At 63.4% G+C, this 20,896-nt stretch carries 24 protein-coding genes and 1 riboswitch; of the genes, 15 read left to right on the top strand and 9 right to left on the bottom strand.

The features are described from left to right. The first annotated feature begins 2 nt into the window (after positions 1–2). Positions 3–653, top strand: coding sequence for a TlpA family protein disulfide reductase (locus NDB2M4_RS04880; protein ID WP_072370832.1), 651 nt, complete (start codon positions 3–5; stop codon positions 651–653). Positions 654–830: 177 nt separating this feature from the next. Here NDB2M4_RS04880 and NDB2M4_RS04875 read toward each other — a convergent pair whose 3' ends face one another. Next, the gene (locus NDB2M4_RS04875; protein WP_139247087.1) at positions 831–1,319 is read right to left on the bottom strand and encodes a hypothetical protein; all 489 of its coding nucleotides are present in this window, start codon (positions 1,317–1,319) and stop codon (positions 831–833) included. 172 nt (positions 1,320–1,491) lie between these two features. Between NDB2M4_RS04875 and dapD the strand changes: the two genes are divergently transcribed. The 4 genes from dapD (at position 1,492) to NDB2M4_RS04855 (ending at position 4,907) form a co-directional block, all read left to right on the top strand. Further along, a complete protein-coding gene (gene dapD, locus NDB2M4_RS04870) occupies positions 1,492–2,346 on the top strand; it encodes a 2,3,4,5-tetrahydropyridine-2,6-dicarboxylate N-succinyltransferase (RefSeq protein ID WP_171988024.1) in 855 nt (284 codons plus the stop codon). A 21-nt stretch (positions 2,347–2,367) separates the two neighbouring features. Further along, positions 2,368–3,129, top strand: coding sequence for a hypothetical protein (locus NDB2M4_RS04865; protein WP_072370826.1), 762 nt, complete (start codon positions 2,368–2,370; stop codon positions 3,127–3,129). Positions 3,130–3,286: 157 nt separating this feature from the next. Then, the gene (gene dapE / locus NDB2M4_RS04860; RefSeq protein ID WP_072370823.1) at positions 3,287–4,456 is read left to right on the top strand and encodes a succinyl-diaminopimelate desuccinylase; all 1,170 of its coding nucleotides are present in this window, start codon (positions 3,287–3,289) and stop codon (positions 4,454–4,456) included. Positions 4,457–4,559: 103 nt separating this feature from the next. Continuing rightward, the gene (locus NDB2M4_RS04855; protein WP_244536044.1) at positions 4,560–4,907 is read left to right on the top strand and encodes a cyclic nucleotide-binding domain-containing protein; all 348 of its coding nucleotides are present in this window, start codon (positions 4,560–4,562) and stop codon (positions 4,905–4,907) included. A 279-nt stretch (positions 4,908–5,186) separates the two neighbouring features. Here the strand turns inward: NDB2M4_RS04855 and NDB2M4_RS04850 are convergent, their stop codons facing one another. After that, positions 5,187–5,849 carry a pyridoxamine 5'-phosphate oxidase family protein gene (locus tag NDB2M4_RS04850; protein WP_072370817.1) on the bottom strand — a complete coding sequence of 221 codons (663 nt, stop codon included), beginning with the start codon at positions 5,847–5,849 and terminating at the stop codon, positions 5,187–5,189. 209 nt (positions 5,850–6,058) lie between these two features. Here NDB2M4_RS04850 and NDB2M4_RS04845 point away from each other — a divergent pair, with 209 nt between their 5' ends. Next, a complete protein-coding gene (locus NDB2M4_RS04845; RefSeq protein ID WP_139247086.1) occupies positions 6,059–6,544 on the top strand; it encodes a hypothetical protein in 486 nt (161 codons plus the stop codon). A 43-nt stretch (positions 6,545–6,587) separates the two neighbouring features. Here the strand turns inward: NDB2M4_RS04845 and NDB2M4_RS04840 are convergent, their stop codons facing one another. Next, on the bottom strand, positions 6,588–8,183 hold the full coding sequence (locus NDB2M4_RS04840; RefSeq protein ID WP_072370811.1) for a S1C family serine protease: 1,596 nt from the start codon (positions 8,181–8,183) through the stop codon (positions 6,588–6,590). Between the two features lie 171 nt (positions 8,184–8,354). Between NDB2M4_RS04840 and NDB2M4_RS04835 the strand changes: the two genes are divergently transcribed. The 5 genes from NDB2M4_RS04835 (at position 8,355) to NDB2M4_RS04815 (ending at position 12,062) form a co-directional block, all read left to right on the top strand. After that, positions 8,355–8,747: a hypothetical protein gene (locus NDB2M4_RS04835; protein ID WP_072370808.1), complete on the top strand. Its 393-nt coding sequence runs from the start codon at positions 8,355–8,357 to the stop codon at positions 8,745–8,747. An 87-nt stretch (positions 8,748–8,834) separates the two neighbouring features. Next, the gene (locus NDB2M4_RS04830; protein WP_072371864.1) at positions 8,835–9,479 is read left to right on the top strand and encodes a zinc uptake protein ZrgA; all 645 of its coding nucleotides are present in this window, start codon (positions 8,835–8,837) and stop codon (positions 9,477–9,479) included. After that, positions 9,479–10,213: an ABC transporter ATP-binding protein gene (locus NDB2M4_RS04825; protein ID WP_072370805.1), complete on the top strand. Its 735-nt coding sequence runs from the start codon at positions 9,479–9,481 to the stop codon at positions 10,211–10,213. The genes NDB2M4_RS04830 and NDB2M4_RS04825 overlap by 1 nt, the downstream gene beginning before the upstream one ends. Then, positions 10,210–11,484, top strand: coding sequence for an ABC transporter permease (locus NDB2M4_RS04820; protein ID WP_072370802.1), 1,275 nt, complete (start codon positions 10,210–10,212; stop codon positions 11,482–11,484). The genes NDB2M4_RS04825 and NDB2M4_RS04820 overlap by 4 nt, the downstream gene beginning before the upstream one ends. 11 nt (positions 11,485–11,495) lie before the next feature. After that, positions 11,496–12,062, top strand: coding sequence for a DUF3299 domain-containing protein (locus tag NDB2M4_RS04815; RefSeq protein ID WP_072371860.1), 567 nt, complete (start codon positions 11,496–11,498; stop codon positions 12,060–12,062). Positions 12,063–12,069: 7 nt separating this feature from the next. Here the strand turns inward: NDB2M4_RS04815 and NDB2M4_RS04810 are convergent, their stop codons facing one another. The 3 genes from NDB2M4_RS04810 to NDB2M4_RS04800 all read right to left on the bottom strand — a co-directional run bounded on the left by NDB2M4_RS04810 (position 12,070) and on the right by NDB2M4_RS04800 (position 13,791). Continuing rightward, positions 12,070–12,366 carry a hypothetical protein gene (locus tag NDB2M4_RS04810; protein WP_139247116.1) on the bottom strand — a complete coding sequence of 99 codons (297 nt, stop codon included), beginning with the start codon at positions 12,364–12,366 and terminating at the stop codon, positions 12,070–12,072. Positions 12,367–12,459: 93 nt separating this feature from the next. Next, the gene (locus tag NDB2M4_RS04805; protein WP_072370796.1) at positions 12,460–12,666 is read right to left on the bottom strand and encodes a hypothetical protein; all 207 of its coding nucleotides are present in this window, start codon (positions 12,664–12,666) and stop codon (positions 12,460–12,462) included. Between the two features lie 63 nt (positions 12,667–12,729). Then, a complete protein-coding gene (locus NDB2M4_RS04800) occupies positions 12,730–13,791 on the bottom strand; it encodes a 2'-deoxycytidine 5'-triphosphate deaminase (RefSeq protein WP_072370793.1) in 1,062 nt (353 codons plus the stop codon). Between the two features lie 87 nt (positions 13,792–13,878). Then, positions 13,879–13,957, top strand: a riboswitch (SAM riboswitch). Positions 13,958–14,045: 88 nt separating this feature from the next. On the opposite strand from NDB2M4_RS04800, the gene NDB2M4_RS04795 reads away from it, so the two are divergent. From NDB2M4_RS04795 to NDB2M4_RS04780, 4 genes are all read left to right on the top strand, one after another. Then, entirely contained in the window at positions 14,046–15,260 is a 1,215-nt protein-coding gene (locus NDB2M4_RS04795; protein ID WP_072370790.1) for an O-succinylhomoserine sulfhydrylase, read from the top strand. Positions 15,261–15,385: 125 nt separating this feature from the next. Then, positions 15,386–15,778: a Co2+/Mg2+ efflux protein ApaG gene (apaG, locus tag NDB2M4_RS04790; protein WP_072370787.1), complete on the top strand. Its 393-nt coding sequence runs from the start codon at positions 15,386–15,388 to the stop codon at positions 15,776–15,778. A 16-nt stretch (positions 15,779–15,794) separates the two neighbouring features. After that, positions 15,795–16,970 (top strand): acetylornithine deacetylase, encoded by a 1,176-nt coding sequence (gene argE, locus NDB2M4_RS04785; RefSeq protein ID WP_072370784.1) that lies wholly within the window; start codon positions 15,795–15,797, stop codon positions 16,968–16,970. A gap of 110 nt (positions 16,971–17,080) precedes the next feature. Then, positions 17,081–17,461, top strand: coding sequence for a c-type cytochrome (locus NDB2M4_RS04780; RefSeq protein WP_244536043.1), 381 nt, complete (start codon positions 17,081–17,083; stop codon positions 17,459–17,461). A gap of 25 nt (positions 17,462–17,486) precedes the next feature. On the opposite strand, the gene NDB2M4_RS04775 is transcribed toward NDB2M4_RS04780, so the two are convergent. The 3 genes from NDB2M4_RS04775 to NDB2M4_RS04765 are packed head-to-tail and all read right to left on the bottom strand — an operon-like array spanning position 17,487 to position 20,607. Further along, complete coding sequence (locus NDB2M4_RS04775) at positions 17,487–18,479, bottom strand: Hsp33 family molecular chaperone (RefSeq protein WP_348533031.1); 993 nt, start codon at positions 18,477–18,479, stop codon at positions 17,487–17,489. Further along, entirely contained in the window at positions 18,461–19,408 is a 948-nt protein-coding gene (argF, locus tag NDB2M4_RS04770; protein WP_072370775.1) for an ornithine carbamoyltransferase, read from the bottom strand. The genes NDB2M4_RS04775 and argF overlap by 19 nt, the downstream gene beginning before the upstream one ends. A gap of 32 nt (positions 19,409–19,440) precedes the next feature. After that, the gene (locus NDB2M4_RS04765) at positions 19,441–20,607 is read right to left on the bottom strand and encodes an aspartate aminotransferase family protein (protein WP_072371851.1); all 1,167 of its coding nucleotides are present in this window, start codon (positions 20,605–20,607) and stop codon (positions 19,441–19,443) included. Positions 20,608–20,896: the final 289 nt, after the last annotated feature.

Raw genomic sequence — 20,896 nt, 5'->3', positions numbered from 1 at the left:
ACATGAGCGATCATTCCCAGCCAAAGAAGCCAGACCGCTCGTTGGTCTTCGTTTGGATCGCCGCGCTAGCGGCTATCGTTGCGTTCGCGGCGGTATACGTCACGATGGGCGGCCCTGACAATCAAGGTGCGGCAACTTCCGGCGGGAAGGCGCACGAAGCGGCGGCACGGGGCAATCCCCTGTCCACCGGCGCGATGACGACGTTCGTGTTCAAGCCGCAGCCCGAGGCGCTGCCGGATATCCGATTTGTTAACGGCCAAGGCACGGAAGTGGGGCTCGACAGCCTGCGCGGCAAAGTCGTGCTGCTGAATGTTTGGGCGACTTGGTGTGCCCCCTGCCGCGAGGAAATGCCGGCGCTGAACCGGCTGCAGGAGGCGTTGGGCTCGGACAAGTTCGAGGTGGTGGCGCTGGCCGTGGACAAGAGCGGCATCGAGGGGGCGCGCAAGTTCCTCACCGACATCAAGGCCGACAAGCTCGCGGTCTATGCGGATCCCACCGCCAAGGAAGGGACGACGCTGAAAGTCATTGGCATGCCGACGACGATCCTGATCGATGCGGACGGGAAAGAGATCGGGCGGCTGATCGGCCCGGCGCACTGGGACAGCGCGGATGCTAAGCGGCTGATCGAAGCGCAGCTGCCGAAGCAGGGGTAGGGGGGCGAGACTCTGGTGTTTTGTCATCCCGGGCGAAGCGAGCATCGCGAGCGAGACCCGGGACCCAGCACAGGCCCCCGAAAGCTGTTTCGTGGCTGCGCCGCTCTTTGCGCTTGATCCCGGATTTCGGCTTTCGCCGCCTCCGGGATGACAGAACCTAGGCTGGTTGCGGGCCGGTTAGAAGAAGAAGCGGGAAGCCAGAGAGAATGCGGCGAGCGCGAGGGCACCGAAGAACAGGACCTCGTTGCGGCGGGCTGCGAACTCGATGCGGTCGATGTGGGCGCCAAGGCCGCTCAGCTCGGCGAGCTTGCGATCCACCGGCTCGAACGACTTGTAGGTGAGGCCGGCGAACTTGCTGCGATCCCCCTCGATGGCGTCTAGCCGAGACTTCAGGTCTTTGCAGGTACGCTGAAGGTCGGTGATCTTGTAGTCGCGGGAATTTTCGAGGCTCATTTCGAAAGCCTGGAAGCGCTTGTTGCGGCTCGCCTCCTCGGCCATCTCGGCGATAGTTTCGCGGGACTTCTCCAACTCGCGCTCGAGGCGGGCGATGGTGCCGCCGATGCGCTCGAACTGGATGGCCGCTTCGGCTACGAAGCCTTCCTTGCCGACCCACTTGCCGCTCGCGACGCGAGGGGCAACTGCAACCACTCTCTCACTCTGCAACACGACGCAACTCCACCCACGCCACGCAACTCCCGGAACCTTTTTTGAGTATCGCGTGATGGGCTTAACACCGCGTATCCAATTGAAGATATGAGCGAAAGAATTCGTTCGCATTGACACGAAATTACCCGCGGGCGACAACGCGGGCCGTTAACAGACAAAGACGGGGAAACCGATGTCAGCAAGCGTGAACACGACCGAGTTGCAGAGCGCCATCGAGGCCATGTGGGAAGAGCGCCAGGGCATCTCGTCCGGCACGACCGGCGTCGTTCGCGATACGGTCGATAAGGCGCTTGATTTGCTGGACAAAGGCATCGTCCGGGTAGCCGAAAAGGGCTCGGATGGTTGGACCGTCAATCAGTGGCTGAAGAAGGCGGTGCTTTTGTCGTTCCGCCTCAACGACATGGTGCCGATCTCCGGCGCGCCGGGCGGCGCGACCTGGTGGGACAAGGTGCCGTCCAAGTTCGACGGCATGACGCCGGACGATTTCCGCCGTGCAGGCTTTCGCGCCGTTCCGGGCTGCATCGTGCGGCGCTCGGCGTACATCGCGCCGACCGTTGTGCTGATGCCGTCGTTCGTCAACCTCGGCGCCTATGTCGACGAGGGCACGATGGTCGACACCTGGGCGACCGTCGGCTCTTGCGCGCAGATCGGCAAGAACTGCCACATCTCTGGCGGCGCAGGTATCGGCGGTGTGCTGGAGCCGCTGCAGGCCGGCCCTGTCATCATCGAGGACAACTGCTTCATCGGCGCCCGTGCCGAGGTGGCCGAGGGTGTCATCGTCGGTGAGGGCTCGGTGCTGTCGATGGGCGTCTATCTCGGTGCGTCGACGACGATCATCGATCGGGCGACAGGCGAGAAGTTCTTCGGCAAGGTGCCGCCGTACTCGGTGGTGGTTTCCGGCACGATGCCGGGCAAGCCGCTGCCGGACGGCACGCCGGGGCCGAACCTCTATTGTGCGGTGATCGTCAAGAAGGTCGACGCCAAGACGCGGTCCAAGACATCGATCAACGAGTTGCTGCGCGACTAGCTCTCCTGCGGGGGTTCGCCGATGAAGTCTTACCGGAATCTCGCCAGTCAGAACGTCGTCGAAACACTCAGCATCCTGGGACAGCGCATCAACGAGCGCTTTCCCAACTCAGGCTTATTGCGCGTGTGCGAAGAGCTCACGCGCATGGCCGAGCAAACCACCGAACGTGCCGAGAAGATCGCGCGCCCGAACATCCTGCTGCTGGCGGGGAGCTGGGGCCTCGTTGCGTTCGGTGCCGCAATGATCGTTTGGCTCGGCTCCAAGGCGCTTTCTCTCGAGGCGTCGACGGAGCTGACCAACGTGATGCAGGGCGTCGATGCGGCAGTGAGCCTGCTGATCGTGCTGGGCGGTGGTGCCTTCTATCTGTCGACGCTCGAGGGCAGGTTGCGCCGCGGCGCAGTGCTCAAAGCGCTGCACGAGTTCCGTTCCATCGCGCACGTCATCGACATGCACCAGCTCACCAAGGACCCGAGTGCCCTCGGGGGGCCGCGCACGAGTTCATCGCCCGAGCGAGATATGACGCGCTATGAGCTCGTCCGCTATCTTAGCTATTGCTCAGAGATGCTTTCGCTGGCGAGCAAGGCGGCTGCAGTCTACGCGGAGAAGATCTATGACACCGCAGTGGTGGATGCCGTCAGCGACATCGAGCGTCTAAGCACCGACCTCAGCCAGAAGATCTGGCAGAAGATCACTCTCGTAGAAACCGACGTGGAAGACATTCGTGGCGCGACCGCGGTTTCGGCCGGCGAGCTGGCGCTGTCGCGGCACGTGCCCGAGGGGTGAGCACGGGGCCGGCCGACGAGGTTTTTTGGTCGCGCGGTTCCAAGTGTTGACGATTGCGTCGCCAATGCCGACGTAGGGTCTGGGCATGGCGACCACCAGTGCGTTCAGAGCGAACATATTTGATCGACACCACTACTCTACTGACAGGTGAAGGTGCATGACGACGTCTCACGATCCGGTTCCCCTGGCGCAAGCGCTGATCCGCTGCGAGAGCGTGACGCCGGTCGAGGGCGGCGCGCTGACGCTGCTCGAAGGCGTGCTCAATGCCGCGGGTTTCGAGTGTCACCGGATGACGTTTTCGGAGCCCGGCTTCCCCGACGTCGAGAACCTCTATGCGCGCCTCGGCAATACCGGGCCGAACCTGTGCTTTGCCGGGCATACGGATGTCGTGCCGCCGGGGAACCTCGACGCCTGGACCTCGCCGCCGTTCGCCGCGGAAATCCGCGGAGGCATACTCTACGGACGTGGCGCGGTAGACATGAAGGGCGAGATCGCCTGTTTCGTCGCCGCCTTGAAGCGCTTTCTCGCCTTCGACAAGGGCGATCTACCCGGGTCGATCTCACTGCTGATCACGGGCGACGAGGAAGGCGACAGCGTCAACGGCACAGTCAAGGTGCTGGACTGGCTGAAGGCACGCGGCGAGGTCTTGCACGCGTGCATCGTGGGTGAGCCTTCGAGCCGCGATCGCGTCGGCGATGAGATGAAGGTAGGGCGGCGCGGATCGCTCAACGGCGAGATCATTGTCGCCGGCAAGCAGGGCCATGCCGCCTATCCGCATATGGCCGACAATCCCGTACCCAAGCTCGCGCGTATCATCGACCGCTTGTCGAGCCTGAAGCTGGACGAGGGCACGAAGCACTTTGAACCGTCACATCTCGGGGTGACCGTCATTTCGGTGCCGAACACGGCGACCAACGTGATCCCCAGCGAGGCACGAGCCCGCTTCAATATCCGATATAACGACACTTATACGCGGCCGAAGCTGGAGACGCTGGTTCGCGAGACTTGCGAAGCGGCGGCAGCAGAGCTTGGAGCAAAATACAAGCTATCGTTTTCGGGGACTGGCGACGTATTCGTGACAGAACCCGGCCCCCTCGTCGACACGATGCAGGCAGCTGTGGCCGAGATCACCGGAAAGGTGCCAAAGCTGTCCACTGGAGGCGGCACGTCGGATGCTCGATTTATCAAGGATCACTGCCCGGTGATCGAGATGGGGCTGGTGAACGCAACGATCCATCAGGTCGATGAGCGCGTTGCAGTCGCGGACCTCGAAACTTTGACGCGTATCTACGAGCGGTTCCTAACCATGTTTTTTGCCCGCGCCTAGAGCATCTTGGCACTGGCGTCGCGAGCGATCCTCTCGTAACATCTAACGTATACTGCATAGTAGAAATATTGTTGTAATTCATAAGATGAACTCTGGATTTGATGTGGGCGCAATTTTGCGTCTCGGCGTCCCTACGAAACTGTACAAGGCTGGTGAGCGCATCTTCCTGGAGGACGATGCTGGCGATGCCATGTACGTCGTTCTGAGTGGAGCGGTCGATGTGATTGGCTTTGGACGCGTGCTGGAGCGGGTGGGCGCTGGTGGCGTGTTCGGCGAGATGGCGGTGATCAACGATATTCCGCGCTCTGCGGCCGCGCTCGCAAGCGAGCCCACGGAAGTGGCGGTGATCGACAGGGCCACATTTTTGCAGCTTGCGGGCGAGGAACCAGAGTTCGCGCTATCGGTCATACAGCTCATGACTGAGCGCGTGCGCGCACGCATGACCCACTGACGGGCGCCCGCACGGCTATTGGCCTCGACGGGGCCGAGACCAGCCCCTAGTGCATGGCGGACACCCCGAGCTGCGCCAAAAGCAGTGGTTGTCCTTTTGCGATTTGGGGCTCAAATTCAAAGTGCTGAATTGCCCTGCCACTGGGTTGCGCTGATAAGCGCACCGGCTGGGCTGACGCGATAACGCGCAAGGAGAGCCGCCTCGCAAAAGAGGCAGCAACGCCGCGGGAGCATGCTCCGGCGGCGTTGTCTTCTCGTAGAAAGCTGGCTCGCGCCGCCCTCAGGCGTTTTCGTCCCCGGTGACGACACGGCCGATCCACTCATCGATTCCGATAGTGCCACCCGACTTTGCGACTTGATCGACTTCTTTGGGGCGCAGCACATCCTGGATGCCGTCGATGCGCTTCCATTCACACAACGGAGTCTCGACCCCGGGCTGGGGGACGTAGCGCGAGGACTTCACACGCTGATAGCGGTGGATGTAGCGCGGGCAGTTCATCCAAAGCTCGGTCAACTTCACGCGCACGACGAGTTCGGCTTCGTCGAACGCATCGAGGCACTCGGGCGCATCGGTGATCTCGGCTATGCCCTGCGCGCGCAGGCGAAACGGGCGCTCGAAATCGATGAACAGGAAGCCGACCTGCGGATGGGCGGTGATGTTGCCCATCGACAGGTACATGCCGTTGCCGTCGTAGCTCGGAAACATGATGTGCTGATCGTCGATGACGCGGACGAATCCGGACGCGCCGCCCTTATATGAAACCGTAGGGCGCCCCTCGCCGTCGACAGTCGTCAAGAAGAAGAAATCACGGCTTTCGATAAACGCCTTCTCCTCGGGGCCGATTTCGGTCTTGAGGGCGATCTGCTCGATGCGGTCGGCCATAGGGCGCGACGCAAAGCGATCCTGCAGGGCGCGGTGCTGGGGCTGGTAGAGATGGCTCATAGACTGTGCTTCCTCCCGAACTTTCTGTGATTTTTGTTTGGCATACTTTGGCACGCGTTCCGGCTTGGCGCGACGGCAATCGGCAAGAGCCATAACCGGTGTTGCATCAATGGAAACCATGATGTGCGACCGGGGATGGGTGCCTTAAGCCGCCGTCAAGCACCCCGAAAGCAAGCTCTACGCTCACTCGAAATCTTTTGGAGGCGACGGTGAAGCAGGACGGTGGGGGGCGCGGCAGGGCCCTGAGTTATTCAAAGCTGGCGTTGCTGGCGCTGCTCGTTGGTTCTGGCGCGGCGGCTGGGGCTGGCATCGCGAGCGCCAATGTCGCACGCCCTAGCCCGCGTCCTGACAGCATCGTCGGCTCGTGGGTCGGCCAGGCGGCGCAGCCGGACCAGGACCCGTTCGACGTGCGTTTGACCTTCGTTTCGCCGCGGGGTGGCGTGAGCCGCTATCCGGGCGATCCCGCGTGCGGCGGCGTGCTGACAGGCGACCTCGACGGCGATCACTACCAGTACAGCGAAACAATCACCTACGGCAGCTTCGAGGAAGTCGACCAGGGATGCCTCAACGGCAAGCTCAAGCTTACGGTCGAGGGTGACACGATGAAACTCGACTGGACGTCGGTGAATGCCGATGGCGAGCAGATGTCAGCCTCGGGCGAACTGCGCCGGCAGGGCGGAACGCGAAAGAACTAGGTGAAACGAGGCGGCGCCCTGCGGCGCCGCGCTCGCCTTTAGCTTATTGCTTGCTAGCCTCGCCGCTGTCGGCCTGACGCGATGCAATCTTGGCATTCAGACACGGCGCCAGCGCATCCTTCGAACCATCGAGCGAGAATGTCTCGTCGAGACCGACTTTCGGCTCCTCCAGCGTCATTACGCCACCGACCGTCAACTTGCCGAGCAGGTCCTTGTACCAGCCGCGGTCAGCTTCCGTTTCCTTGTGCAAGAGACCGGCAACCAGGCTGTTGCCGGCGACCTCGAGATCGAGACGGAGCGGCTCGCTGTAGTCGTCGATAGTCATCTGGACAGCTCGGGTTCCGGTCCAGCGGGCGCGCTGGCCTGCAGCGTCGTCGACCTCCAAGGCGCCATCCCCAGAGTTGTCGCCGCCGACAACACAGGTGACGATGAGCGCCGCGCCGCTATCGTTGAAGACGCGCGCGGTCCAGATGTTTTCTCGCGTTTGGCCTGCGCGCCAGATTCCAGGCGCCGATGCCTGCTTGCACTCGTCGGCTGCCTTGGCGCGGATGCGGTCAAACAATGGCCGGCGCTTATTCATGACATCCGGGCGGAGGGACTGCTCCAGTTTGGGCCCGCACTGCGCGTCGAACTCGCAAGCGTTCTCTTCCGCGCAGCTCTGGAACTGCGCGAATGCTTCGGTTTCGTTCTGCTGGGTGCAAAGCGGCCCTGCAGCCGTCATGCGCAAGCTCACATCGGCTTCGCGACCGCCTGCAAGCTCAGGTGAAACGCGCCGCTGGTAGCGGCTCTTGCATATATCTGCGTCGCACGGGCGGGCATTGATGCATGCGGCGAAGCGATCGAATGCAACAGCCTCCGCCTCCTTCGTGGTGGCAGGCGGCACATCGTTGCGGGCCTCTAGTCCGGGCGTGCAGGGTTTGGTCGCTATACGGGCGTCGATGAGGTTCTCCTCGAACATCGGCAGCAACTCGCGCACATCGATCGAGTAGAAAATGCCTTGCGCGTAGGAGCTCGCTTCGCTCGGCTCGATGGTCAGCGCGTTGATCCCGATGACGCGGCCACATGCATCGAACAGCGGGCCGCCGCTGTTGCCGTGGTTGATCACGGCCGTGTGCTGAATGAGCGTGTCGCCGCCAACGTTGGCAACGTTCGGCAGCACGCGGGCCACCGTGCCAACGCTATAGGACGGCTCCAGAAGCACTGACGCTACGTTGGAGCCGGGGACCTCGTCGGCCGCCCCGGGGTATCCAACGGCAGTGACTGTCATCGGTGGCGAGGTCTGGTAGTTGGCCAGGACGACGGGCTCGCCGAAGATATCGCTAGCCGCTTCAATGATGGCGATGTCCTTGTCCGGATTGGTATCGACGACGCGCGCCGGGACGGTCACCGGCTTGCCGCCGGCCATGAAGCCGATGGCGATCGATGTTGCGCCTTGGACCACATGATTATTGGTGACGATAATCCGGTGATTGTTGATGATGAAACCCGTGCCGGACGCGCCTCCGCCATCGGTTTCGACGATGATGCGGACGACGCTTTCGCGCATCTCGTTGGCATCCGGAAGCGGGTCGGCAAGGACAGGGGCGCCCGTCATAATGAGCGCCGGCAGCGCCAACCAAGAGATACGCGAGACAGACATTGAACTCCCCCAGGGACGAGATGCGGACCGAGCATCAGGTTCGGGGAACTCGATTACAGCCGCCTTACCGACCTCCGGATAAGAGAGCGCCAATTAGATTGGGCGTTAACGAAGAGTGTCTTTCGCTCGCCCCATTTTCGGCGCTATCGTCGCCGCTGCAACGGAGACCCCATGCGCTTCTTTCGGCGTCAATCGAGCCCGGTGATAGCGGCTCTGCTCGCGGTCGCGATGCAGGCCGCGGCGCTGATGGCGCACGCGCACGTGCATCCCCAGCCCTCCGGCAGCCGCACGCTGCACGTTTTGGCCAAGACGGACGTGCTGGCTTGCCGGGCCATGGTGCGCCCGGCCCACTGCGCGCCGGCAACCCCGGACAAGCACGACGACTGTCCGCTCTGCTGGTTGCTGCTGGCGACAGGCGCGGGTGTACTGCCGGCACCGATTGCATTATCCGCTGACGTTCCTCCAGCGCCGGTGCTGCGAGCGCCAGCGGTCGCTGCATTGGCTTGCGATGGCGCAAGCGTGCAGTTTCAGGCCCGTGCCCCGCCTGCTCGGCCAATCGGCTAAACCACCTAATCCGTTCATCCAACTGCTGCATCCGCTTGTGAGCGTGCCGATAGAGCCGCGCGAGCGTTCTTGATCGAGGATCACAAAATGCGCACGCATTTCCATTCGGCGCCGTTCATCGCTGCGATTGCCCTGGCCATGGCGCTGCCGAGCGCGCTAATGGCCGAGGAAGGCCATCGCGAGCTTGGGGCCCACGTGCACGGGCACGGCACTCTCAACATAGCCGTAGAAGACAAGAGCATCTCGATGGAGCTTGAGGCTCCAGGCATGGATATCGTTGGCTTCGAGCACGCCGCGACGAGCGATGCACAAAAGCAGATGGTGGACGAGGCGAAGATGATCCTGCAGCGCGTGCTCGAGGTGTTTCCGGTGCCCGAAGCTGCCGGATGTACGGTGGCTTCAGTGGACGTGGCAGTGGAGGCTGAGCACCACCACGACGATGACGGCCATGATCACGAAGATCACAAGGCTAAGTCGGGCGAGCAAGATCACGACCATGGTCATGATGCCAATGATGATGCCCATGAGGGGCACGAAGGGCACAGCCAGTTCCACGCGAACTATCAGCTCTCCTGCTCCAATCCCAGCGCGCTCACGAGCATAGGGTTCAACTACTTCAAGCATTTCGCCGGCGCACAGGCGCTGACCGTCAACCTCGTGACGGGTAAAGGCCAGAGCAGCTACGAAGTCAGCCGCAGCAAGCCGGCTCTCGACCTCAGCGGGCTGATGTAATGCAGCGAGCCCACACAGATGCGGGCAAGCCGGACGTCGTACGCATGACGGGCGTGCGGTTTCGCTGGCCGGGCAAGCGCGGATTCTCTCTGTCGATCGACAGCTTCGCGCTTCCCGCGCGCGAGCGTGTGCTTCTGGTTGGCCCATCGGGGACCGGCAAGTCGACGTTCCTCAGCTTGCTGTGCGGCATCGTTGCGCCGACGGCGGGCAAGCTCGAAGTGCTCGGCTCCGACCTCACGCAAATGGCCAACGCGGCGCGGGACAGATTCCGCGCCGAGCACTTCGGCATCATCTTTCAGATGTTCAACCTGCTTCCGTACGGCTCGATTCTCGACAACGTGATGCTGCCGCTGAGCTTCTCGCGCACGCGGGCGGAGCGTGCTGCACGAAACGGCTCTGCCGATGAGGAGGCGCGGCGGCTGCTGAAGAGCCTCGGTCTCGATGCCGGCGAACTGGCCGAGCATTCGGCGGCGAGCCTCAGTGTCGGCCAGCAGCAACGTGTGGCGGCAGCGCGTGCACTGATCGGGGCTCCGGAGCTGATCGTTGCCGACGAGCCGACATCGGCGCTCGATCGTAACCGGCAACTCGCGTTCCTCGACTTGCTGTTTGCCGAGGCAGAGGCCGCGGGCGCTTCCGTGATCATGGTGAGCCACGAGGAGGAACTCGGCAAACGTTTCGATCGGGTGCTGCGGCTCGATGAAATCGCCCTCTCGCAACGGAGCGCGGCGGCATGAGCGTGCACCGTCACATCGTTCCGCGCCTTGCGATGCAGTCGCTGCGCAACCGCGCCCTGACCGCGTTTCTCACCGTGCTCGCCATCGCGTTTTCGGTGATGCTGCTGCTAGGCGTTGAGAAAGTGCGCACGGGCGCACGGCAAAGCTTCGCCGATACGATCTCGGGCACCGACCTGATCGTCGGTGCGCGGTCAGGCAGCATCCAACTGCTGCTCTATTCGATCTTCCGCATCGGCAATGCGACCAACAACGTCACGTGGAAGAGCTATGAGGACATCGCCAAGCGGCCCGAGGTTGCGTGGATCGTGCCGATGTCGCTGGGTGACAGCCATCATGGCTTCCGCGTGCTGGGCACCACGCCCGACTATTTCGAGCACTACAAGTATCGGCACGGACAGGGGCTGAAGTTCGCTGCGGGCGGACCGTTCAAGGATCTGTTCGACGCGGTGATCGGGGCTGATGTCGCCAAGGCGCTCGGTTACAAGGTGGGCGATCCCATCATCGTGGCGCACGGCCTGGGCTCCGTTTCATTCGTCGAGCATGCGGACAAGCCGTTCCGGGTTTCCGGCATTCTCGCCAAGACGGGAACCCCGGTCGACCGCACGGTGCACGTCAGCCTCGAAGCGATCGAGGCCATCCACGTCGACTGGCAGAACGGGATGCCGCAGCCAGGGCAGAGCGTTTCGGCCGACGACGTGCGGAAAATGGATTTGCGGCCCAAGGCGATCACTGCGGCACTGGTCGGGCTGAAGTCTAAGCTCGCGACGTTCAAGCTGCAGCGGGCTATCAACGGCTACGTTGAAGAGCCGCTGTCAGCGATCATGCCCGGCGCCGCGCTGCAGGAATTGTGGGGCCTCGTCGGCACAGCGGAAACCGCGTTGTCGGTAGTGTCGGCGATGGTGGTCGCCACTGCGCTGCTCGGCATGGTGACGATGATCCTGACGACGTTGAATGAGCGACGGCGCGAGATGGCGATCCTGCGCTCTGTCGGCGCGCGGCCAACGACCGTTTTGGGGCTGCTCGCGACGGAGGCGGGGCTGCTGACCTTAGCGGGTGTGGTGCTGGGCGTGGCCATGCTCTATGGCGCGCTGCTGGTGCTGCGGCCGTGGGTCGATGCCACGTACGGCCTCAACCTCGATATCAACGCGCCGACGGCGCGGGAGTGGATAATGCTGGGTGGCATCGTCGTCGCTGGGTTCCTCGCCGGCCTGCTGCCGGCGATGCGGGCCTACCGGCTCTCGCTGGCCGACGGCATGACAGTGCGCACGTGATGGAGAAGACGATGAGAAAAGCCTATGCCAGCATTGCTGTTGCGCTGTTTGCGGTGCAGGGGATTTTTGCCCCCGCGTTCGCCGCGGATGCACCTATCGACATCACATGGGCGAAGCTCATGCCGCCCGCGCAGCAGATGAACGCGCTGAAGCCGAAGACGTTCTTTTCCGGTTCGCAGCCGGCGCCGGATGATGGCGGGCCGCCGCCTCCGGCCTTGCCGGAAGGCGGCTTCATGTCGGTGAAGCGCAAGCAACCGGGTAGCAATCAGCCGCCGCGCGTCGTCACCGAATACAACGGCAAGCGGGTGAAGATCGGCGGCTACGTGGTGCCGCTCGATTTCGAGGCGACGTCGGTGAAAGAGTTTCTGCTGGTGCCGTTTGTCGGCGCGTGCATTCACGTGCCGCCGCCGCCCGCAAACCAGATCGTCTATGTGAAATCGGAGAAGGGCTTCGAGATCGGCGGGCAGTTCGATCCCGTTTGGGTGACGGGCACGATCAAGACGGAGCCGGCGTTCACCGGCCTCGCCGATGCCGGGTACACGATCGATGCGGACACGGTGGAGCACCGCAAGGAGTAACGCGAGCTTACTCGCTGGCCTCGGGTGCGAGCGGCGCGGGCGGCTTGCCGGGCGGGCGGTGCAGGTACGTCATCGACAAGTATGCGCCGATCCAGGAGCCGAACGCGGCGAAGACCACGTACACCCAATTGTTGGTGTAGCTGATCACCGCGAACGAGGAGAGCGTGTACCAGAGCGCGCTGTAGTTGGCGGCGGCGAAGCGCCGGCGGTGGATGACCGAGGACGTGAACATCACGTAGACGGCGTCGGTGAGCGCCGTGGCGGCGACAACGCCGAGGGCAAGCCAAGGATCGATCTGGAGCAGGTGTTCCATGCCGCGATGCTAGCGTGCATGCCTTAAGGAACGGCGAGTTGTAGCAGCTTGCTCGTCGCCGCTGAGATCATTGCACTCGTCTCCTTACTCCGTCATGGCCGAGAAGTCGGCCATCCACGCCACTCTCCAGGCGCTCGACTGATGCTCACGAAATGCCGACGTTTCCAGGATTTCGCGGGAGCAACCGATGTCGAGAATGCTGAAGCTGGCGTGGACGGCCACCTGCGTGGCCGTGACGGGGGTATGGGCGTCGCTCTCGACCGATAGAGCTCCGGGCGGACGCGTACTCATTTTACGCTGGGTCCCGGGGCTCGCTCGCGATGCTCGCTGCGCCCGGGAGACAGAGGCGTCGCGCTACTTGAAGTGCTTGGAGAGCTTGAGGCCCTGGGCCTGATAGTGGGAGGCGAGGTCGAGGCCGTAGACGATCTCCGGCATCTCGGTGAGACGCTCGTAGACGAGGCGGCCGATGGTCTGCCCATCCTCGATGATGAACGGGACCTTGTGCGAGCGCACTTCGAGCACTGCGCGAGCTCCGGCGCCACCGGCCTCGGCGTGGCCGAAGCCGGGATCAAAGAAGCCGGCATAATGCACGCGGAATTCGCCGACGAGCGGATTGAACGGGACCATCTCGGCCGCCTGATCGGGCGGCACGTGCACAGCTTCCTTTGAAGCGAGGATGTAGAACTGGTCGGGATCAAGGATCAGGCGCTTCTTGTCGCGCACATAGATCGGCTCCCAATAGTCGAGGACCGAGCAGGCGCCGACGGCATCAACGTCAACGAGGCCGGTGTGGCGCTTGGCGCGATACCCGACGAGACCATCGGCATTGCCAGCCAGATCAACGGAGAGCGCGATATCCTGCACGGGCTTTGCTTCCGCTCCGCCCGCCCGGAAACGGATCTGTGACAGGCGCGAGCCTTTGCGCACCACGACCGGGAAGGTCTGCGGACAGATCTCGGCGTAGAGCGGGCCGTCGTAGCCGGCGGGGATCTGGTCGAAGGCGGATACGCCATCGGCGATCACGCGCGTGAACACGTCGAGACGGCCGGTGGAGCTTTTCGGATTGGTGGCGGCGCAGAGCTCGGGCGGCAGCGCGAGGCTTTCCAGAAGCGGGGCGACATAGACGCAGCCAGTTTCCAGCACCGCGCCTTGCGAAAGGGAAATGGCGTGCATCTGCAGGTCGTCGAGCTTAGTCGCCACCTTCTCGTCGCGGCCAGGCAGGAAGCTTGCGCGCACGCGATAGGCCACGGTGCCGAGGCGCAAATCGAGGCTCGCGGGCTGGAGCTGGTTCGATAAGAGTGGCTCGGGCAGCTTGACCTTATCGCCCTCAATCAGCGCAGTGATGGCCTGCGAGGGAAGGATGCCCTCCGCAGTCGCGGCCCCGCCTCCGCCAGCTTTAACCTCGGCCTTAGCCATCTTCGTTAAGTCCCCGAACGCAAGTGCTGCTTGTCGCTCTAGAGCAAGCAGGCCTTGACGCCAAGCGCGTAGCGGGAGTAATCCCCGCTGATACCTCGTGGTCATTTGGCCGGCCGGCTTGCAGCCACGTAAAACAACTCGCTAAAAGGGCCGTGCGCACCTCCAAGCTTCCACGCGCGGCTTTTTTTCGCGAGCAGCGCTTTAGCTGGCCGGGCTTTTTACTGGGCATCCAGGCCCCGGAAGGAAAGTGCGCTATGGCGAGCAACGACGACAATTCGACCGATCCGAACTCATGGGCCCCGGAAACGCGGCTGGTGCACGGAGGGTCGCTGCGCTCGCAGTTCGGCGAAACGTCGGAGGCGATGTTCCTGACGCAGGGGTTCGTCTATTCGAGCGCCGAGCAGGCCGAAGCGCGCTTCAAGAACGAAGATCCCGGTTTCCAGTACACGCGGTTCTCAAACCCGACCGTCTCCATGTTCGAGGAGCGCATCCGGCTGCTCGAAGGGGCTGAGGAGGCGCGTGCGACGGCCAGCGGCATGGCGGCGGTGAACGCCGCGATCCTCGGCTATCTGAAAGCCGGCGACCACATCGTCTCGGCACGGGCTCTGTTCGGCGCCTGTCGCTATATCGTCGACGTGCTGGCACCGCGCTATGGGATCTCCTCGACGCTGGTCGACGGGCGTGACCTCGACGCCTGGAAGAAAGCGATCCGGCCGAACACCAAGCTCTTCTTCTTCGAGACGCCATCGAACCCCACTCTGGAGCTGGTGGACATCGCGGCAGTGTCGAAGCTGGCGCATGAGATCGGTGCAATCGTCGTGGTCGACAACGTGTTTGCGACGCCGCTGCTGCAGCGCCCTATCGAGCAAGGCGCGGACGTGGTGGTCTATTCGGCCACGAAGCACATCGACGGACAGGGGCGGTGCCTGGGTGGCGTGGTGCTGGGCTCTACCGACTATGTGACCAACCACCTGCAAGAGTTCGTGCGCCAGACGGGGCCGACGCTGAGCCCGTTCAATGCATGGGTGATGCTGAAGGGCCTGGAGACGATGCCGGTGCGCATCCGCGCGCAGATGGCGACCGCGGCCAAGCTCGCGGACTACCTTGCCGAACGGCCGGAAGTGGCGCGGGTTCTCTACTGCGGCCGGGCCGATCACCCACAAGCCGACATCGCCAAGAAGCAGATGGCGGGCGGCGGACAGATGATCGCGTTCGAGGTGAAGGGCGGAAAGCCGGCGGCGTTCGCCCTGCAGAATGCCCTGCGGCTGATCAAGCTCTCCAACAACCTGGGGGATGCCAAATCGCTGATCACGCATCCGGCGACCACGACGCATTTCCGCATCGGGCCGGAGGCGCGGGCCGAGCTGGGCATAGGCGATGGCCTCTTGCGTTTTTCGGTAGGCCTCGAGGCCTTCGAAGACCTCGCCGCCGACCTCGATGCGGGCCTTGCGGCCAGCCGCCGTGCCTAAGAGCTGATCGCATCCCAAGCGATCATGGCCTGGGGCTTCCAGCGACATTGACCCGGCGCGCGGCGTCCTTAGTATGCGCCGCCGACGCGTCGGGCGAAACCGACGCCAGGAGCAGAGCCGCAACCATGTACGAAGCCGTTACCCGCGGTATCCGCATACGCGTTACACCGCAGTACCTGGAAGAGCAGTCCTCACCGGACGAGGGCCAGTTCTATTGGGCGTATACCATCGACATCGCCAACGAGGGCGAGGAGACGGTGCAGCTGCGCTCGCGCGTGTGGCTGATCACCGATGGGCTCGGCCAGACTGAGGAAGTTCGCGGCCCAGGCGTCGTCGGCGAGACCCCGGTCATTCAGCCGGGAGGATCGTTCAGCTATACTTCGGGCTGCCCGCTGCGCACACCTTCGGGCATCATGGTCGGCAGCTATCAGATGACCGACGAAAAGGGCGAGTTGTTCGACGTCGCTGTTCCGGCATTCTCCCTCGACAGTCCGTTCGTCGTGCGCAGCCTCAACTAGATAGAAGGCACAGGCGATGAACGGTCCCAGCTACTCGTCAGTAGAGCTGCTGGCGCGGCTCGTCGGCTTCGACACGACCAGCCACAAGCCAAACGTGGCGCTCATCCATTTCGTCGAGGACTATCTTCTCCAGCATGGCGTCGCCAGCGAGATCGTGCCCAACGCCGCGGGGACGAAGGCGAGCCTTTATGCCAGCATCGGCCCGCAGGGCGTGCCGGGTGTCGCCTTGTCGGGGCACACCGATGTGGTGCCGGTCGATGGGCAGGCCTGGACGTCCGACCCGTTCGTTCTGGCCGAACGTGACGGCAAACTCTATGGGCGCGGCACTGCGGACATGAAGGGCTTCATCGCGTGCGCGCTTGCCGCGGTACCCAAATTCCTGGCGCGGCCGCTGACGGTGCCGATCCATCTTGCGTTCTCGTACGACGAGGAGATCGGCTGCCTCGGCGTGAGGCCGATGATCGCGGAGTTCGGTACGCGACTGACGAAGCCACGCATCGTGTTCGTGGGCGAACCGACATCCATGAGTGTGGTCGATTCCCACAAAGGTCCGGTGCGCTGGCGCATCGACGTGCGTGGACGCGCAGCGCACTCGAGCATGGCGCCACTCGGCGTCAACGCGATCACGGTCGCAGGCAAGCTGCTGCGGGAACTGGCTGAGATAGAGAACGAATTGAAGCTGCGTCCTCAGGATCCGCGCTTCGATCCGCCTTATGCGACGCTGCAGGTGACCAAGATCGAAGGCGGCACGGCTACGAACATCGTGCCGATCAGCTGCACCATGCAATTCGACGTGCGGGCTATTCCGGGTGTCGATATCAGCGCGATAGACCGGCGCATTCGCGCGTTCGCTGCGAACGTATGCGTTCCGGAAATGCAAAAGATCGCGCCGGAGGCCGGCATCGACATCGACATCGTCAATCAGGTGCCGCCGTACTCTGCGGGCGCATCGTCCGAGGCCGTCGCGCTGGCGCTAAAGCTCGCCGGACAGAACGAGACGCATGCCGTCTCGTACGCGACCGAAGCCGGCTTGTTCCAGGTGGCGGGTTCGCCGGCGGTGGTCATCGGTCCCGGCGATATCGCTCAAGCGCATACCGCGGACGAGTGGATCGAGAAGGATCAGCTCGACAAATGCGATGCCTTCCTCGGTCGCCTCCGAGACTGGGCGGAGCATGGTTCCGCGGTGCGCTGATCGCAGCGCGATCACGAAATATTCAGAGCTGAACGCGGCTGAATTCGGGAACAACTGGCATCCGCGCGCGCTTATGCAGCCATCGACTGTTTGCAGTCATGGAGGCACAAGTGCGTCGCTCGCTAGCTTCATCCCTCGTTCTTGCCGTATTGGCGCTCACAACGGTGCCCGCCGCAGCGGAGCAAGAGGAAGGCGACGGCAAAGTCGCGTTCAACAACGCGTGCCGGACGTGCCATTCATTCAAGGAAGGCGACAATCGGCTAGGGCCGTCGTTGCATGGCATCGTCGGGCGCAAGGCTGGCTCGATCGATGGCTTTGAGTTCTCGTCCGCGATGAAAAACTCCGGCATCACTTGGGACGAGGCCAACCTCGACAAGTTCATCGCCAATCCCGACAACGTCGTGCACGGCAACGCGATGAAGCCGTTCGGCGGCATTTCCGATGCGTCGGAGCGCGCCAAGATCGTGAGTTATTTGAAGACTCTGAAGTGACACGAGGTCATCTGCGGGATGAGTGCTAGGTGATCTCGTCGGGCGCGAAGCGGTAGGTCTTGGTGCAGAACTCGCACGTGACCGAGATCGAGCCGTCGGGCTCGCGCATGTCGGTGAGATCAGCGGCGCCAAAGCTTTTCAGGAATGCTTCGACGCGCTCGCGCGAGCAGCGACAGAAAGCTTCGACGGGCGTTGCCGGGAATGCGCGCACGCCTTCCTCGTGGAACAGGCGATAGAGCAGCCGGTCAGGGGCAAGCATCGGGTCCAGCAGCTCGTGATCCTCGACCGTCGCGGCGAGAATACGCGTGCGCTCCCAATCATCATCGGCATCGCCGACGATCTCCTCGTCCTCTTCAGACGAAACGACGCGTTCGTCAGAGCCGCCTTCACGCGCGAGGTGCTGGATCATCAAGCCGCCAGCGCGCCATTGCCAGCGACCCGGCTCGCCGTTCTCGCCGGCCGTATAGTGGCGGGCTACGGCCAACCGCAGGAATGAGGGAAGTTGCTCGGACTGGCGGAAGTAGCTCAACGCGGCATCGCCGACGCTCTCGCCTTCGAGTGCAACGATGCCCTGATAGCGATCCATTTCCTCGCCGGGATCGATGGTGATGGCGAGGTGGCCGACGCCAAGAAGGATAGCGGGGTCGACGTCGTCGGCCTCTTCAGCCATGCGCTTCTTGTCGAAGCGCGCGTAGCCGCGCAACCGGCCGGGCGGCTCGAAGCTGACGACGAGAAAATCGAGGATGCCGTCGGTCTTGGTTTGCAGCGTCAGCTTGCCATCGATCTTGAGCGCAGTACCGAGCATGGCGGTGAGCGCCACGGCTTCGCCAAGCGCACGCGAGACGGCTTCTGGCGCTGCATGATGGGACAGGATCTCATCGATCGCTGGCCCGAGGCGCACAAGACGCCCGATGACGCCCGAGCTTTCGGTGCGGAAGGGCAGCACAAGGTCGTCGCCCGGCGTCTTGCGGGTCTCGGTTGTTGCCGCCGCTTCCACCATCACGATACTCCGAGACACCAGGCCAAAATTGCCTTCTGGGCGTGAAGGCGGTTCTCGGCCTCGTCGAACACGACCGACTGCGGGCCGTCGATGACGTCCTCCGAAACTTCCTTGCCGCGATAGGCAGGCAGGCAGTGCATGAAGATAGCGTCCTTGTCGGCCGCCTTCATCAGCTTGGCGTCGACGGCGTAGGGCTGGAGCATTTTCTTGCGGCGGGGCGCATCGGTTTGACCCATCGACACCCACGTGTCGGTCACCACGCAATCAACGCCGCGCACGGCCTTCATCACGTCGCTGCCATAGCTGACGACGCCTTTTTCGCGCTTAACCCAATCGACGGCGTCCTTCTCGGGACGCAGCTCGTCGGGACAGGCGAGGCGCAGCTCGAAGCCGAAGCGCACGGCGGCGTGCATCCAGGAAACGGCGACGTTGTTGCCATCGCCGACCCAGGCGACCGAGCGGCCTTTGATCGGGCCCTTGTGTTCCTCGAAGGTCATGATGTCGGCCATCACCTGACAGGGATGGCTCTTGTCAGTCAGGCCATTGATGACCGGGACCGAGCCGTACTTGGCAAGATCGAGCAGCGTGTCGTGCGCGTTGGCGCGGATCATGATGGCGTCGACGTAGCGCGAGAGAACGCGCGCTGTATCGACGATCGATTCACCGCGGCCGAGCTGGAGATCGTTGTTGCTGAGCGAGATCGTCTGGCCGCCGAGCTGGCGCATGGCGACGTCGAACGACACGCGGGTGCGCGTCGACGGCTTCTCGAAGATCATCGCCAGCGTCGTTTCCTCGATGCCGGCAGGCCTGAACTTCGCAGGCGTTTTCTTGCCCGCTTTCTTCATGGCGTGCGCCATGTCGATGATCTTGCGCAGCGTCGCTGCATCAAAGGCATCAAGATCGAGAAAATGTCTCGGCGTCGAAACGGTTCGCGATTTCGTGGCCATGGCACTCCGGCCGGCTAGGATGTGGATGGGTATCAGGTTGCAGTTGCCGACAGGCGGTCGAGCGCGCGCGACAGACGCTGCGCGGCCTCGGCAATCTCCTCGTCGGCAATGTTGAGCGGGGGCAGGAGGCGCACGACGTTGTCGGACGCGCCGACGACGAGAAGCTTCTCGGCAATGGCGGCCTTAACGACATCGGCAGGCAGGACCTTCACCTTGATACCGGTGAGCAAGCCCTGGCCGCGCACTTCCTCGACGAGATCGGGATGGGAATCCTTGATGGATGCCAGCGCCTGCTTCATGCGCAGAGCTTTCTGCTGCACGCCCTCGAGAAAGCCGGGCTCGAGCACCGCGCCCAGCACAGCGTAGCCGACGGCCGTCGCCAACGGATTGCCGCCGAACGTCGAGCCATGCGTTCCGGGCACGAGGCCTTTTGCTGCTTCCTCGGTCGCCAGCAGCGCGCCGAGCGGGAAGCCGCCGCCGATGCCTTTGGCGATGGGCATGAGGTCGGGCGTGATGCCGGCCCATTCGTGCGCAAATAGCTTGCCGCAGCGACCGACACCGCTCTGCACCTCGTCGAGGATGAGCAGCAGGCCATGCTTGTCGCACAGGGCGCGGAGCGCGCGCAGGAACTCGGCGCTGGCGACGTTGACGCCACCTTCGCCCTGCGTCGGCTCGATCATGATCGCAGCCGTCTCAGGCGTGATGGCCTGCTCGGTCGCGTCGATGTCGCCGAAGGGAACCTGATCGAAGCCTTCAACGGCCGGGCCGAAGCCTTCGAGGTATTTCGGATTGCCGCCGGCGGCGATGGTCGCAAGCGTGCGGCCATGGAAGGCGCCGGTGTAGGTGATGATGCGCCAGCGCTGCGGGTTGCCGTCGACGTAGTGGTAGCGCCGCGCGGCCTTGATGGCAGCCTCGCACGCTTCGGCGCCCGAATTGCAGAAGAACACCTTGTCGGCGAATGTCGCGGCGACGAGGCGCTCAGCCAAGCGCTCCTGCCCCTCTACACGATATAGGTTAGAGGTGTGCCAGAGCTTGCCGGCCTGCTGGGTCAGTGCCGCCACCAGAACCGGGTGCGCGTGGCCGAGCACGTTGACGGCGACGCCAGAGCCGAAGTCGAGGTAGCGATCGCCATCCGGCGTGATGAGCCAGGCGCCTTCCCCCCGCTCGAAGACGAGGTTCTGGCGCGCGTACGTGCCCATGACGGCCGCAGAGGGGCTCGTCGTCTGAACAGCAGCCTTGGGGGTGGATTCCGAGGCTGCCAAGGATGCGGACATCGTTGGCCCACTCCTCATGCAGCGAAGCGTCGCTGGAAACTAAAAAAGCCGCCTCCGCGGCGGCTAGGGAAGCGCTGTAGATACGCGCGCGAGGGTGCTCTGTCAACGGAACGGGCGCCGGTTGCCTGGATTTAGGGCCACAGCGCGGCGGTCCGTGCTCGCCGCACGGGTGAGGCTGCGAATCGTGGGGATTGCGAGAGAGTACTGGGGATTG

The organism is Hyphomicrobium sp. NDB2Meth4, assembly GCF_900117445.1.
In the GTDB taxonomy this organism is placed as follows: domain Bacteria; phylum Pseudomonadota; class Alphaproteobacteria; order Rhizobiales; family Hyphomicrobiaceae; genus Hyphomicrobium_A.
Note: the sequence above shows the minus strand (reverse complement) of the source record. Positions and strands in the feature narration are given on the sequence as shown.

Bases quoted from the DNA above. Each gene is read 5' to 3' on its own strand.
- NDB2M4_RS04850 (WP_072370817.1), bottom strand. From the start codon at position 5,849: ATGAGCCATCTCTACCAGCCCCAGCACCGCGCCCTGCAGGATCGCTTT.
- NDB2M4_RS04830 (WP_072371864.1), top strand. From the start codon at position 8,835: ATGCGCACGCATTTCCATTCGGCGCCGTTCATCGCTGCGATTGCCCTG.
- NDB2M4_RS04825 (WP_072370805.1), top strand. From the start codon at position 9,479: ATGCAGCGAGCCCACACAGATGCGGGCAAGCCGGACGTCGTACGCATG.
- dapE (WP_072370823.1), top strand. From the start codon at position 3,287: ATGACGACGTCTCACGATCCGGTTCCCCTGGCGCAAGCGCTGATCCGC.
- argE (WP_072370784.1), top strand. From the start codon at position 15,795: ATGAACGGTCCCAGCTACTCGTCAGTAGAGCTGCTGGCGCGGCTCGTC.
- NDB2M4_RS04815 (WP_072371860.1), top strand. From the start codon at position 11,496: ATGAGAAAAGCCTATGCCAGCATTGCTGTTGCGCTGTTTGCGGTGCAG.
- NDB2M4_RS04820 (WP_072370802.1), top strand. From the start codon at position 10,210: ATGAGCGTGCACCGTCACATCGTTCCGCGCCTTGCGATGCAGTCGCTG.
- NDB2M4_RS04880 (WP_072370832.1), top strand. From the start codon at position 3: ATGAGCGATCATTCCCAGCCAAAGAAGCCAGACCGCTCGTTGGTCTTC.
- NDB2M4_RS04805 (WP_072370796.1), bottom strand. From the start codon at position 12,666: ATGAGTACGCGTCCGCCCGGAGCTCTATCGGTCGAGAGCGACGCCCAT.
- NDB2M4_RS04765 (WP_072371851.1), bottom strand. From the start codon at position 20,607: ATGGGCACGTACGCGCGCCAGAACCTCGTCTTCGAGCGGGGGGAAGGC.
- NDB2M4_RS04800 (WP_072370793.1), bottom strand. From the start codon at position 13,791: ATGGCTAAGGCCGAGGTTAAAGCTGGCGGAGGCGGGGCCGCGACTGCG.
- NDB2M4_RS04835 (WP_072370808.1), top strand. From the start codon at position 8,355: ATGCGCTTCTTTCGGCGTCAATCGAGCCCGGTGATAGCGGCTCTGCTC.
- NDB2M4_RS04840 (WP_072370811.1), bottom strand. From the start codon at position 8,183: ATGTCTGTCTCGCGTATCTCTTGGTTGGCGCTGCCGGCGCTCATTATG.
- apaG (WP_072370787.1), top strand. From the start codon at position 15,386: ATGTACGAAGCCGTTACCCGCGGTATCCGCATACGCGTTACACCGCAG.
- NDB2M4_RS04865 (WP_072370826.1), top strand. From the start codon at position 2,368: ATGAAGTCTTACCGGAATCTCGCCAGTCAGAACGTCGTCGAAACACTC.
- NDB2M4_RS04795 (WP_072370790.1), top strand. From the start codon at position 14,046: ATGGCGAGCAACGACGACAATTCGACCGATCCGAACTCATGGGCCCCG.
- dapD (WP_171988024.1), top strand. From the start codon at position 1,492: ATGTCAGCAAGCGTGAACACGACCGAGTTGCAGAGCGCCATCGAGGCC.
- argF (WP_072370775.1), bottom strand. From the start codon at position 19,408: ATGGCCACGAAATCGCGAACCGTTTCGACGCCGAGACATTTTCTCGAT.